The 13087-nt window shown below is 65.2% G+C and carries 12 protein-coding genes; 9 read left to right on the top strand and 3 right to left on the bottom strand.

Annotated elements, in window-relative coordinates; translation table 11 throughout:
- Nucleotides 1-176: 176 nt before the first annotated feature.
- Together QO207_RS22450 and QO207_RS22445 are read right to left on the bottom strand one after the other, a co-directional pair.
- Nucleotides 177-2072, bottom strand: a complete 1896-nt coding sequence (locus QO207_RS22450) for a methyl-accepting chemotaxis protein (protein ID WP_301534503.1) — start codon at nucleotides 2070-2072, stop codon at nucleotides 177-179.
- A 158-nt stretch (nucleotides 2073-2230) separates the two neighbouring features.
- The gene (locus QO207_RS22445) at nucleotides 2231-2428 is read right to left on the bottom strand and encodes a Flp family type IVb pilin (RefSeq protein WP_301534502.1); all 198 of its coding nucleotides are present in this window, start codon (nucleotides 2426-2428) and stop codon (nucleotides 2231-2233) included.
- A gap of 360 nt (nucleotides 2429-2788) precedes the next feature.
- Between QO207_RS22445 and cpaB the strand changes: the two genes are divergently transcribed.
- From cpaB to QO207_RS22400, 9 genes are all read left to right on the top strand, one after another.
- Nucleotides 2789-3709: a Flp pilus assembly protein CpaB gene (gene cpaB / locus QO207_RS22440; protein ID WP_301534501.1), complete on the top strand. Its 921-nt coding sequence runs from the start codon at nucleotides 2789-2791 to the stop codon at nucleotides 3707-3709.
- 15 nt (nucleotides 3710-3724) lie between these two features.
- Nucleotides 3725-4957 (top strand): type II and III secretion system protein family protein, encoded by a 1233-nt coding sequence (locus QO207_RS22435; RefSeq protein ID WP_301534500.1) that lies wholly within the window; start codon nucleotides 3725-3727, stop codon nucleotides 4955-4957.
- Between the two features lie 65 nt (nucleotides 4958-5022).
- On the top strand, nucleotides 5023-6207 hold the full coding sequence (gene tadZ / locus QO207_RS22430; RefSeq protein ID WP_301534499.1) for a type 4b pilus Flp biogenesis protein TadZ: 1185 nt from the start codon (nucleotides 5023-5025) through the stop codon (nucleotides 6205-6207).
- On the top strand, nucleotides 6204-7451 hold the full coding sequence (gene tadA, locus QO207_RS22425; protein WP_301534498.1) for a type 4b pilus Flp biogenesis ATPase TadA: 1248 nt from the start codon (nucleotides 6204-6206) through the stop codon (nucleotides 7449-7451). Before tadZ ends, tadA begins: the two co-directional genes overlap by 4 nt.
- Nucleotides 7448-8335, top strand: a complete 888-nt coding sequence (locus tag QO207_RS22420; protein ID WP_301534497.1) for a type II secretion system F family protein — start codon at nucleotides 7448-7450, stop codon at nucleotides 8333-8335. Before tadA ends, QO207_RS22420 begins: the two co-directional genes overlap by 4 nt.
- Before the next feature lie 10 nt (nucleotides 8336-8345).
- Nucleotides 8346-9254, top strand: coding sequence for a type II secretion system F family protein (locus tag QO207_RS22415; protein WP_301534496.1), 909 nt, complete (start codon nucleotides 8346-8348; stop codon nucleotides 9252-9254).
- Entirely contained in the window at nucleotides 9251-10048 is a 798-nt protein-coding gene (locus tag QO207_RS22410) for a hypothetical protein (protein WP_301534495.1), read from the top strand. The genes QO207_RS22415 and QO207_RS22410 overlap by 4 nt, the downstream gene beginning before the upstream one ends.
- A 19-nt stretch (nucleotides 10049-10067) precedes the next feature.
- A complete protein-coding gene (locus tag QO207_RS22405) occupies nucleotides 10068-10346 on the top strand; it encodes a DUF3613 domain-containing protein (RefSeq protein WP_301534494.1) in 279 nt (92 codons plus the stop codon).
- A gap of 18 nt (nucleotides 10347-10364) precedes the next feature.
- On the top strand, nucleotides 10365-12131 hold the full coding sequence (locus tag QO207_RS22400) for a pilus assembly protein TadG-related protein (RefSeq protein ID WP_301534493.1): 1767 nt from the start codon (nucleotides 10365-10367) through the stop codon (nucleotides 12129-12131).
- 19 nt (nucleotides 12132-12150) lie between these two features.
- Here QO207_RS22400 and QO207_RS22395 read toward each other — a convergent pair whose 3' ends face one another.
- Nucleotides 12151-12975: a response regulator transcription factor gene (locus QO207_RS22395; RefSeq protein ID WP_301534492.1), complete on the bottom strand. Its 825-nt coding sequence runs from the start codon at nucleotides 12973-12975 to the stop codon at nucleotides 12151-12153.
- Nucleotides 12976-13087: the final 112 nt, after the last annotated feature.

Genomic DNA, 13087 nt, shown 5'->3' with positions numbered 1-13087 from the left:
TCGCCCCGTAGGAGCGGACCTTGTCCGCGAAGCCTGACCGGCGCTCCCGGAACGGCCCGGCAGAAAGCGGACCTCTTCGCGGACAAGGTCCGCTCCTACAGGGTGATCCTCTGCCGAAGCCAAACCGGTACCCATGAAAAAGGCGCCCGAAGGCGCCTTTTTCATGTCAGCAAAAATCAGATGCGGAAGCTGTCCACCAGCTGGCGCAGACGGCCAGCCTGGTTCTCCAGGTCAGCGCAGGCGCGCAGGGTGGCTTGCAGGTTTTCCACGCCCTCCTGGTTCAGCGTGTTGATCTCGGTGATGTCCATGTTCAGCGAGTCGACCACGGCGGTCTGCTCCTCGGTGGCGGTGGCCACCGACTGGTTCATCGAGTCGATCTCGCCGATGCGGTGGGTGACGCTGGCCAGGCGCTCGCCGGCGCGGTTGGCGATCTCCACGCTCTCCAGGCTGTAGCGCTGGCTCTCGGTCATGGTGTCCACGGCTTCGCGGGCGCCGATCTGCAGCTCTTCGATCATCTTCTGGATTTCCTGCGCAGATTCCTGGGCGCGATGCGCCAGGTTGCGCACCTCGTCCGCCACCACGGCGAAGCCGCGGCCGGCTTCACCGGCGCGGGCGGCCTCGATGGCGGCGTTCAGCGCCAGCAGGTTGGTCTGCTCGGAGATGCCCTTGATCACTTCCAGGATCTGCCCGATGTTCACCGTGCGGCTGTTCAGCGCCTCGATGTTGGCGCAGGCGGAGCTGATCTTGTCGGACAGCAGGTTCATCGCGCTGATGGTCTGCTCGACTACCTGGCGGCCATCGCCGGCCTGGTGCGAAGCATCGGTGGCGTGGTGCGAGGCGTCAGCGGCGTTGCGAGCGATTTCCTGGGCAGCGGCGCCCAGTTCGTTGATTGCCGCAGCGACGCTGTTGGTGCGGTTGGATTGCTCGTCGGAATTGCTCATCGACGAGTTGGAGGCATTCACCACCAGCTGCGACACGTCATGCAGGCTGCGCGCGGTGGAAGCCACCTCGCGGATCGATTCGTGGATACGTTCGACGAAGCGGTTGAAGGCATTGGCCAGCACGCCGAACTCGTCGTTGCTGGCGACTTTCAGGCGCTGGGTCAGGTCGCCGTCGCCCTGGGCGATGTCCTGCATGGCGCGGCCCATGTCGGTCAGCGGCGCCATCAGCACGCGGATCAGCATGCCGAGCAGGAACAGGATGGCGACGATGGCGATCACCGTGGCGATGATCGCGGTGTTGCGGAAGTCGCTGAGCATCGAGTAGGCGGATTCCTTGTCGAGCACCAGCGCAACGTACCAGGTGACACCCGGCAGGCCTTTCACCGGGGTCATCGACACCAGTTGGTCCTTGCCGTTGATGCTGACTTCCTGCACGCCCGGCTGCACTCTGGGCGCGCCCTGCTGGTAGACCTCGCCGAGGCTCTTGAACACCAGGCTGCTGTCCGGGTGCAGGAGGATCTTGCCGGCGTCACTGACCAGGAAGGCATAGCCGTCGCCGTCGAACTTCAGCGAGTTGATGATCGCAGTGATGGTCTCCAGCTTCATGTCGCCAGCGGCCACGCCGACCAGTTGGCCGTTGCGCATCACCGGCATCGACATCGCGAGGATCTGTTCGTTGGTGCCGGCATCGAGGAAGGGCTCGGTGACGATCAGGCGGCCGGCGGCCACGGCGTCCTTGTACCAGCCGCGGGTGCGCGGGTCGTAGCCGTCGGGCATCGGCGCGTAGGGGCGCATGGTGAACACGCCGCTGGCGGCTTCACCCAGGTAGACCGACTCGAAGTTCTTCTGGAATACCTGTTGTTCCAGCACATGCTGGATGCGCTCGGGCGTCGGCTCGCCATCGGCCAGCTGCGCGGCCTCGGCCTCCACCAGCTGGATACGGCCTTCCAGCCAGCTCTGGATGTTGCTGGCGGTGAGGCTGCCGACCTCGGTCAGGTAGCCTTCGGTATCGGCGTGGATCGCCTGGCGCTGGCGGAAATCGTTGAAGAGGATGAAACAGGCGAAGGCGAACGTCACCACGAGGGAGGCCGCCAGAAGAATCTTCCGGGAGAAGGACAGCGAGCGAAGCATTTCAAAAGCATCCTGCAGGTGGAACAAGGGGTCGGCAGGATATATCGGCGGCAGGTGGGATTACTTTAAGACTTCAGCATAGAAATCCGCCCAGCCACAGTAAACCGTGGCTGGGCGGAAGTATTCATGTATTGCGGAAGTTACATTTCCGCCTGCTGTTACGGTATTTGGCCGGCAATGCTGTTGAACAGTGCGTTGAGGTCGGTACCCAATACTCGCGCCCCTGCAATAATCACCACCGCGATCAATCCGGCAATAACCGCATATTCGATGGCGGTTGCACCTTCCTGTTCGGTTACCAGCGCTTTGGCCCTGCAGTAGAACTTCAGGCCGACGTCTTTGAGGTTCAGATTCATCACGGTGCTCCTTGCCGATACCACCGGGGCGGCGCCCCGACTTCATCGTCAGGCTAGGCGTCGTATGGCCGAATGCAATTGTGCAAATAGCGCTAATACCAAAGTTATAATGCTGCCGACATATAAGTAATTATCGAGCGGAAATTCAATCCGGACATTTGACGCTATTAACGCAGCTACTAGATTCAGCCTTGGAACAAGCGAAGGCTGATTATGAGAAATGATTCTTATCGATATTCCAGTGCTTGCCGAAACAACAATAAAGGTCTGAAGGACGTCTGCCGGCAATCCCGGTGAAGTGACTTTCGACAAGGCTGCGGACCGTTGGTCCGCCCCCGCTACCATCCCAGGGAATTGGTCATGAATAGCAAGGTGCTGATGGTTTTCGCCGGGCTGTTGCTGCTGTGCGCCGGTGTGGTGGGGTACCTCGGTCTCAAGGTTGGCAAGCCCGCGGCTCCTTTGGCCGGAGCCCCCCAGGAAATGGCGCCTGCCGCCCTGGGCGAGGCCGACAAGCTGCAGCGCACGCCGGTGGTTATGGCAGCCCGCGACCTGCCAGCGCTGGCGGTGATCAGCAAGGATGACCTCAGTATCGAACTGCTGCGCACGGCTCCGGCTGGCAGCTATCCCAAGCCCGAATCCCTGATCGGTCAGCGCGTCTGGGTCGCGGTGCCGGCCGGAAGCATTCTTTCCGCTGCCGTGGTCGAGCCGGGCGGGCCGCTGGCGCGCACCATCCGGCCGAACGAGCGGGCCATGGCAATCGCCGTGGACGAGGTGATCGGCGGCGGCGGCTTCGTGCTTCCCGGCGACTACGTCGACGTCATGCTCTTCGTCCAGGACCAGCAAGGCACCGAACGCAACATCAGCGCCCAGGTGGTGCTGCCCGGTGTTCGGGTGCTGACCTACGGCGAGCAGATTGCCGTTTCCGCCGACGGCCAGGCACGCAATGCCGGAGATCCCAAGGACAAGACCCCGCGCCCACCGCGCACCGCGGTGCTGGCGGTGCCCGCCGAGGCCGCTGCGCGCCTGATGCTGGCGGCCCAGGCCGGCTCGCTGCGCCTGGCGGTGCGCAGCAAGGACGAGAAGCTCTACGAGAAGGCGGAGGAGGGCGGTTACCTGCAGGCCTCGCTGGGCCCCCCCAGCAGCCAGCCGATTACCCTCGAACAGCTGATCGGCAAGCCGCGCCCGAACGCCGCGCCGGCCGTGCGCCAGGTGTCCGCGCCTGCGGTGAGCTCCGGGGTGGTGGTCTACCGCGGTACCGAAGTTTCCCGTGAAGCCCATTGAGCAAGGAGTGCATCGATGTCCAAGCGCTTCATCCTTCCCCTGATCACCCTGCTGGCCTGTGTCGTGCACTCTACGGCGCAGGCCGTACCGAGTGCCTGCGCGGGGTTCGCCAACCAGCAGCTGAACCTCGATGTCGAGCAGGGCGCCCAGCGCGACCAGCAGCTGCCGGTGCCGATCAAGCGGCTGGCCATCGGCGATCCGAACATTGCCGACGTGCAGGTGCTGGACAAGAAGGACTTCCTGGTCACCGGCAAGGCCGAGGGCCTCACCAGCCTGCTGATCTGGACCAGTTGCAGCGACCAGCCGCTGCGCACCGTGGTGCGCGTTGGCTCGCGGGCTGTTGGCGACGTCGCCGGTGTGGCCGTTGGCGCTTCCGGCGGGCTGCCCAATCAGGTGCAGACCGATATCCGTTTCGTCGAGGTCAGCCGCAGCAAGCTCAAACAGGCCAGCACTTCGCTGGTGCGGCGCGGCTCCAACACCTTCGTGCTCGGCTCGCCGGGCAGCCTGGGCAACCTCGAAGTGGGCACCGATGGTGGTCTGGGCGGCAACTTCGGTACCAACCAGAGCGGCTTCAACATCATCTGGGGCGGCGGCAGCAGCAAGTGGCTGGGCTTCATCAACGCTCTGGAAGGCAGCGGCTTCGCCTACACCCTGGCGCGGCCGAGCCTGGTGGCTACCAGCGGGCAGAGTGCTTCCTTCCTGGCCGGTGGCGAGTTCCCGATCCCGGTGCCCAATGGCGATAACAACAACATCACCATCGAGTACAAGGAGTTCGGCGTACGCCTGACCCTGACGCCAACGGTGATGACCGACCGCCGCATCGCCCTGAAGGTGGCGCCGGAGGTCAGCGAGCTGGACTTCTCCAACGGTATCCGTACCGCCGATATCACCGTCCCCGCGCTCAACGTGCGGCGCACCGACACCAGCGTGATGCTGGCCGATGGCGAGAGCTTCGTGATCAGCGGCCTGATCAGCAGCAACACCATCAGCAACATCGACAAGTTCCCCTTCCTGGGCAGCATCCCGGTCATCGGCGCGCTGTTCCGCTCCTCGAACCTGGACAAGGACGACCGTGAGCTGCTGATGATCGTCACCCCGCACCTGGTCCAGCCGCTGGCCGCCACCGCCGCGCTGCCGACCCTGCCCGGCGAGGGGCTGCGCAACTACGACCCCGGCTTTGCCGAGTTCTACTTCCTGGAAGACGGCCGGTTCGACAAACGCAAGGCCAGTAGCGGGATGTCACGCTGATGGATACCTACGAAGCGATATCCCGCCAGAGAGCGGGGCGCAAGGCAAAGGAAGGGAGCACGGGCATGAGTCAGACCTTTGTGGCACTGGTCCAGCACCCCGGGGAGCAGGAGTGGCTGCAGAGCAGCCTGTCCGGCTGCGGCCAGGTGGTGCTCGCCAGCAGCGGGACCCTGGAAGAGCTGCTGGCGCTGCTGGATGTCACCGGCTCCAGCGTGCTGTTCACCAGCCTGAACAAGGCCAACGTGGTGGCGCAGAGCTCGCTGATCGAAGGGCTGGTATCGGCCCGCCCGCTGCTCTCGGTGGTGGCCATCGGCGACGGCCTGGATAACCAGTTGGTGCTCGCGGCGATGCGGGCCGGCGCGCGGGACTTCGTCACCTACGGCGCCCGCGCGAGCGAGCTGAGCGGCTTGATCCGTCGACTGGGAGGGCGCCTGCCGACGGTGCCGGTGAGCGCCACCCAGCAGGGCGAGCTGATCAGCCTGGTCAGCGCCCGTCCGGATGCCGACGGCGCCTTCGTCGCGTTGCACCTGGCGCTGGCGCTGCAACGCCAGCCCGAGCATCGCGTGCTGCTGGTGGACATCGGCCAGCCCACCGGCGAGGCGCTGGCCATCCTCGGCATGGAGCCGTCCTTCACCTTCGCCGATGCCATGCGCAACCTGCGTCGCCTCGACCAGACGTTGATCGACAGCGCCTTCACCCGCCACGAGTCCGGCCTGCGCGTGCTCAGCCTGTCGGACGAACCCGGCGTGCTGGAGCGCATCACCACCGCCGAGCTGTACCTGCTGCTGGGCAACCTGCGCAGCGCCTTCAGCCATATCCTGATCAACCTCACCGGGCTTGCCGAAGGCGAGCTCAGTGGCCAACTGCTGATTCAGGCCAGCCGCGTGCTGTGGCTGGTGGACCAGAGCGTGCCGTCCTGCAAGAAGGGCCTTGAGCGCCTGCGCCGCCTGCGCGAGCGCACGCCTTCGCTGCCGAGGGTCGAATTGCTGATCGAACGCTACTGGCCGTCGGTACCGCCGGATGCGCCGGCGCTTGGCAAGATGTTCGGCCTGGAGCTGTTTGGCGTTCTGCCGGCCTCGCCGGAAGCTCGCCTGCGCGCCAAGAACGTCGGCCAGAGTTTGTTCGACCTGGCGCCGCGCGACCCGTTGACGGTGAAACTGCGTGACCTCGCCGAAGCGCTGGGCGCGGGTGTGGCCGAGAAGCGCGGGCTGTTCGCCTGGATTGGCCGAGCCAAGGCCGCGCGCCCATGAGCCAGCACTACGGCGGCGGGCATGGCCGTCATGACCAGGACCTGCAGACGCTGAAGATGCGCCTGCACCGCTACATCATCGACGAGATCGACGAAGACGGCATGAACCTGCTGGAGGGTGCGCGCCCGGCGGTGGCGCAGTACGTCTCCGAGAAGGTCTGCGAATACGCCGCGCGCCGCCAGCTGGCGATCTCGCGCTACGAGCTGGATCGCCTCGCCGAGGAGGTGGTGGACGAGCTGACCGGCTTCGGCCCGCTGGAAATCCTCCTGCGAGATCCCGGCATTTCGGAAATCCTGGTGAACGGCCCCGACCGGGTGTTCATCGAGCATGAGGGCCGGCTGTACCAGAGCGACCTGCGCTTCATCGACGACCACCACGTGCAGCGCGTCATCCAGCGCATCCTCGCGCCCCTGGGGCGGCGGCTGGACGAGTCCAGCCCGATGGTCGACGCGCGCCTGCCCGATGGCAGCCGGGTCAACGCGATCATTCCGCCGGTGGCGCTGGACGGCCCCTGCCTGTCGATCCGCAAGTTCAGCAAGGAGCTGCTCAAGAGCGCCGACCTGCTGGCCTACCAGAGCGTCGACGAAACCATGCTGGCGTTCCTCCGCCAGGCCGTGGCGAGCCGCTGCAACATCCTCATCAGCGGCGGCACCGGCACTGGCAAGACCACGCTGCTCAACGTGATGAGCAGCTTCATCGACGAGCGCGAGCGCATCGTCACCATCGAGGACACCGCCGAGCTGCAACTGGGCCACGACCACGTGGTGCGCCTGGAAACCCGCCCGCCGAACGCCGAGGGCTATGGCGAGGTGACTGCCCGCGACCTGATCCGCAACGCTTTGCGGATGCGTCCGGACCGCATCATCCTCGGCGAGATCCGCGGTGTCGAAGTGCTCGACGTGCTGCAGGCGATGAACACCGGCCACGACGGTTCGATGAGTACGGTGCACGCCAACTCGGCGATGGATTCGCTGCTGCGCCTGGAGATGCTGGTCGGCCTGACCGGGCAGAAGGTGGCCGAGCAGACGCTGCGGCAGATGCTCTGCTCGGCGCTGGACATCATCGTGCAGATCACTCGCCTGTCCAACGGCCGCCGCTGCATCAGCGAGATTCTCGAAGTGCTGGAAGTGCGCGACGGCGTGTACGTCACCAACTCCCTGTTCAGCCTCGACCGGCGCGGCAGCGGGCAGTTCGTCCGCACCGCGCAGCCCAGCGGGCTGAAGTTCCGCCAGGTGCTGATGTGAGCGGCGCGGCGCTGCTGACACTGGCCAGCGTCGTGCTGGCGGCGCTGGGCGTGCTGATGAGCGCGATGAGCTGGCGCGCCCGACACAACGAGCTGGTGATGCGCCGCCTGAGTGGCGAGGACCCGGCGGTGAGCGCTGCGCGGGTCCGCAGCAGTCACTGGCTGGCACGGCGCATGCGTCGCGCGGGCATCACCGACAACCGCCGCTGGTGGTTCGGCCTGGCCATCGCGGCACTTTTGCTGGGGCTGCTGGGCTATCGGCTGTTCGGCCCGCTAGGCGCATTCGGCGGCCTGCTGCTGGTGGTGCTGGGCTTCCATCTGCTGCTCAACGTGCTCTATCGCAGGCGCCTGCAGAAGATGATCCGGCAGATGCCCAACTTCCTCGACCAGGTGGTCCGCAGCCTGCACTCGGGGCGCACCCTGGGCGATGCGATTACCCAGGGCGTCAGTGCCTCGGAAGACCCGCTGCGGGAAATCTTCTCGCTGGTGAACAACCACGTTCAGCTCGGCATCAGCCTGCCCGAGGCGTTGCAGGAAGTAGCGGAGCTCTACGACGTGGAAGAGCTGCACGTGTTCTCCCTTGGAGTGGCGGTGAACCATCGCTACGGCGGCAACACCACCGATCTGCTGGAAAACATCATCAAGGTCATCCACGAGCGGGAAAAACTGAGCCGCCAGCTGCGCGCTATGACCGGCGAGACGCGTCTGAGCGCACTGGTCCTGGCGGTGCTGCCGGTCGGCCTGGGTGCCTACATTCTGTTCACCAATCCGGGCTACCTGATGAACATGTGGCTCGACCATGGCGGCCGTCTGTTGCTGCTGACGTCCCTCGGATTGCAGGTGCTGGGGTGCTACACGCTCTGGCGCATGCTGAAAAGCGTGTGAGGCCGCCGCCATGCCTGTCACCTACCTGATTCTCGCCGTGATCCTCGCCCTCGCAGCGATCATCCTGGTGCTCTCGCAAAGCCGTGCCGCCGACCGCGAGCAGCGGCTGATCGAACAGCGCCTGGGCAGTACGCAGTTGCCACGCTCGGGCGGGCGGCGCATGGCCGACATGCTCGACCGTGTGGGCGGCAGCGGGCTGGGCCAACGGGTGCAGCTGCGTGACGAAGAAGTTCGCCTATTGCTGCAACAGGCCGGCTGGGGCGGTAACACCCCGCGCAGCCTGTACCTGCTGGCGGTCGTGCTGTGCCCGCTGCTGTTCATGGCCGGGGTGCTCATCGTCCTGGCGATGCCCGGCCACGCCGACACTTCGCCACTGCTGCCGCTGGCCTTCGCCGGTGGCATCGGCTTCCTGCTGCCCAAGCGTGTCCTCGCTCATTTCGCCGGCAAGCGCCGCGATCGGCTGGCGAGTGAAGTGATCCTGTTCATCCAGCTGATCCGCATCCTCTTCGATTCCGGTCTCACCGTGGAGCAGAGCCTGCGCGTGGTCTGCCGCGAGGGGCGGAGCATCGTGCCGGTGCTGGCCACCGAGCTCGACGGCGTGCTTGCCCACGCCGACAGCGGCCTGGACCTGGCCGAGGAACTGGAGAAGCTCAGCAAGCGCCTGCGCGTGGCCGAGCTGACCGACTGCTGCAACGTGCTGCGCCAGATGGTGCGCCAGGGCGGCAGCGCGCGGGCTTCGCTGCTCACCCTCAAGCAATTGTTCGAAGACCGGCGGCTGACGTCCTTGCAGGAAAAGGTCAGCAAGCTGTCGGCGAAGATGAGCCTGGTGATGATGCTGCTGCTGTTTCCGGCACTGCTGATCATCCTCGCCGGGCCGGGTTTCCTCGCGATCACCAAGGCACTGGGGAGCATGGGATGAGAAACGCGATTGCCATCGGTGTGCTGAGCCTTGCGCTCGGCGGCTGCGCCAACCTCGAAACGCTGGGTGGGCCGAGTGTCGGCCAGAGCTGCAGCGAGCACCTGGGCCAGTCGGTCGAGCTGCAGCTCAATCTGGCGCGGGAGATGCTCGACAACGGCCGCGCCCACGCCGCCCTGGCCAACCTGGAAACCCTGCCGCCGAATTCCCTCGAAGTGCAGGAGAGCAAGGCGCTGGCGCTGCGCCGCATTGGCGACCCGCGGGCACAGGCGATCTACCAGGGGCTGCTGAGCACCTGCAAGGCCGCCGAGGCCCACCACGGCCTGGGACAGATCGCCATGCGCGGCGGTAATACCGTGACTGCCGAGCGCGAGCTGCGCGAGGCCGCGCGGCTGCAGCCAACCGACAGTGCCTTGCGCAATGACCTGGGCTACGTCCTGCTCAGCCGCGGCGAGCTGGAAAAGGCGCGCTTCGAATTCATCACCGCCATGGAGCTGGACGAGCACGACAAGCTGCCAGCCACCAATCTGCTCAGCCTGATGTTCATGCAAGGCGAGAGCAGCGAGGCCAACCGGCTGATCCAGAGTGTCGGGCTGTCCGCCGACCAGGTGCGTGCCGCCAAGGACCAGGCGGATTCGCTGCGCCCGTCCAGCCCCACCAGCACTCCGGGAGCGCCGGCGGTGGAAGTGGAAAGCGTGGGCTACGTGGACGAGCCGGTACAACCGGCGCGGCCGCTGCTGGATGACAAGACGCCTGCCGCTGCGCGGGACGCCAAACTGCTGGTCAAGGCCCGCTGAAGCGGGCAGGAGAAGGGCGATGAAGGCATGGATTCTGGCCGTCGCGGTATTCGCCACGCCGCTGCTGGCTTCGGCTGTCGAGCGGAGCAATACACCACCGGGCACGACTGCCCGTGACCAGCAGGAGGTGCTGACCTGGCTGGAGCTGCAATCCAGCGGGCGGGCCGCCTCGACCAACCTGCAGAGCGCGACCCCCGCCGAGCGTGATCGCGCCTACCAGCGATACCTGAAGAGCTATACCCACGAGATTCCCGAGTATCTGCTCGACGACAAGGACTTCAACACCGGCAGCAAGTAAGCCTTGCGGGAGCGTGCCATGGGACGCGAGCGGCAGCGGGGCGCAATCGGCGTCATGGCGGCGATCACGCTGCTGATGGCGTTGGTCTGCCTGGCCCTGGTGATCGATACCGGGCGCCTGTACAACGAGCAGCGCAAACTGCAGCGCGTGGCCGACATGGCGGCGCTGGAGGCGGCGACGCTCAGCGGCATGTGCGGCGCCCAGGATGCGGCGACCGTCCAGGGCTACGTCACGGCCAGCGCGGCGCGCAACAATTTCGTGCCAGTTGCCGGGGAAACGCTGAGCGGAGTGCTGGGTACCGTCAGTCTCGATGGCGGCTATGGCGCGGCGCAAACGCGCAGGACTTTCAGCCCCGGCGGCGATATGGCGGACTCGGTGCGGGTCCAGGTGACCCACAACGTCCCCACCAGCCTGGTACTCAACGTCGCCAGCCTGTTCAGCAACCTGCCGACGCGCCTGACCCTGAGCGCCCAGGCCACCGCCCGGCGTACGGCCATGGCGGGCATTTCTGCCGGCAGCGGCGTGCTCAGCCTCAATTCCAGCAATTCACCGTTGCTCAATGCCCTGCTCGGCGGCCTGCTCGGCACCACGCTGAACCTGGATGCGGTGACCTACCAGGGCATCGCCGGGGCGAACATCTCGCTGCTCGCCCTCAGTCAGCAACTGCAGGCAGCGGGGGTGAATCTCAAGCTGGGTGATCTGGACAGCCTGCTCAACGCCAATGTCAGCGCGGTTCAGTTGATCCAGGCGATGATCAATGCGGCGGATGCTTCGCAGTTGGCAGGCGTCAATGTGGCGCTATTGCGCACTGCATTGGCCGGTATCAACGTGCCGGGTGCGCAGCTCACGCTGGGGCAGATCATAAAAGTGGTGGCTCCGGGCGAAGTGGCCGACGAGGCGCTCAACGCCACCGTAAACTTGTTCGATCTGCTGATGGCGACAGCCCAGTTGGCCAACATGAACCATGCGGTCAACGTCAACCTGGCAGGCAAGAATGTTCTTGGGACGACGCCTACGGTAAAGCTGACGGTGATTTCGCCACCCACCATCGCCATCGGCTACCCCGGCAAGGATGCCTCCGGTAACTGGCGAACAATTGCCCGTAATGCCCAGGTGCAACTGGACGTCGGTGCCGTATCCAATCTGCTCAACCTGAACCTGGTGACGCTGGACCTGAAACTGTCGGTTGCGGTTGCGCCTGGCTACGCGGCATTGGACAGCATTCAGTGCGGCGGTGCCGGGCAGCCGGTTACGGTCAACCTCAAGGCCAGGCCGGGGGTGGCGAGTGTCGGACTGAACGCCAAAGTTGGGTTGCTCGGCGGCGCTGGTGGCAATCTGCTCGGAGTCACTATCACCAACAAGAATTCCGGCGCCAATGGCATCACCGGAACTTCGAGCGTTGATCTGGCAGTGCCGGGGGAGCAGTCCGTGGCCTTCAATGTTACCCCGCCGCAGGGCATTCCCTCTGCGGCGCAGCGAGTCAGCAGCCCGCTGGGCTCTTCGTTGGGAGCCGGGCTGACCAGTCTGGGAAATTCTCTGGAGATCAAGCTCACTCCCGGTGGCAACTGTGCGTCGCTTCTGAGCTGGCTACTGTGTACCTTGAGCAGCCTGGCCAATTCGATCCTGGACCTTGGATTGAACCTGACTGCAGCCCTGGGTGCCCTGATCAGCGCGCTGGGGCAGCAACTGATTGATCCACTGTTGTCGCTGCTCGGCATCCAGACCGGCATTCTCGACGTGCGCCTGATCGACCTCCAGACCGGCGGCGCCGAGCTGCTGATCTGAAGGTCGTCGCAGTTGCGGCTCAGTGCACGGCGCTGCTCTGCGCAGCAGCGGGGGAGAGGGCGAGGGCGAGCTGGGTGCGGTTGTGCATGTGCATCAGCCGCAGCACCTGGGACACGTAGAGCTTCACGGTGTTTTCGGTGATGCCCAGGTCGTAGGCGATCTGGTAGTTGGTCAGCCCCTTGCTCACCAGGCGGGCCACGGCCTGCTGGCGCGGCGAGAGCTTGTTGAACAGCGGGTTGCTCACCACCGGGGCCATCTGCTCGGCATTGCTCGGTGCGCTGCTCGGCGTCTCGGGCTGCTCGGGCTTCAGCGCGCTGCTGGGCTGGCCGCCGCCATGGACTTCGTACTTGATCTTGTGGATATCCCTCGAGATCGAGTTGAGCGATTCGGCCAGGTATTCCAGGCGCTGGTTCACGTGGCTGAGGCTGAGCTGGCTGCGGATGCGCTCGTGCAGGCGCGCTTCCAGGCGCTCCAGGCCTTTGAGCAGCTCCATCGGCGCTACCGGCTTCTGGTAGTAATCGGCGACGCCGACGCGCATGGCCTCGATGACTTCCTGGCTGCCCTGCTGGCCGGTGAGGATGATGGTTTCGAAGAAGCGCCCGGAGCCGGCGACTTCCTTGAGGGCCTCGACCACGCGGATGCCGTTGTCGCGCCCAAGGCCGAGATCGCAGACGACCAGGCCGACCGAGGTATCATCGCGGAACTTCTGCAGGGCACTGTCCTTGCTGTCGCTCACCAGGCAGCGGTAGCCGCTGTTCTCCAGCAGTTCGGCAAGCTCGGCGGTGACCTGGGGCTCGTCGTCGATGACCAGGACGCTGAAACGACGATTGGCCGTTTTATCCATGACTGCACGCTCCTTGGGAATTGATCCTATCCATTGTTTTTATCGGCCGATCATTCAATTAACGAAGCCGGCTGGAACTCCCTGCGACGGGTGGTATTAACCCTAAGCATAT

The organism is Pseudomonas sp. CAN1, from assembly GCF_030462585.1.
Taxonomy (GTDB): Bacteria; Pseudomonadota; Gammaproteobacteria; order Pseudomonadales; family Pseudomonadaceae; genus Pseudomonas.
Note: the sequence above shows the minus strand (reverse complement) of the source record. Positions and strands in the feature narration are given on the sequence as shown.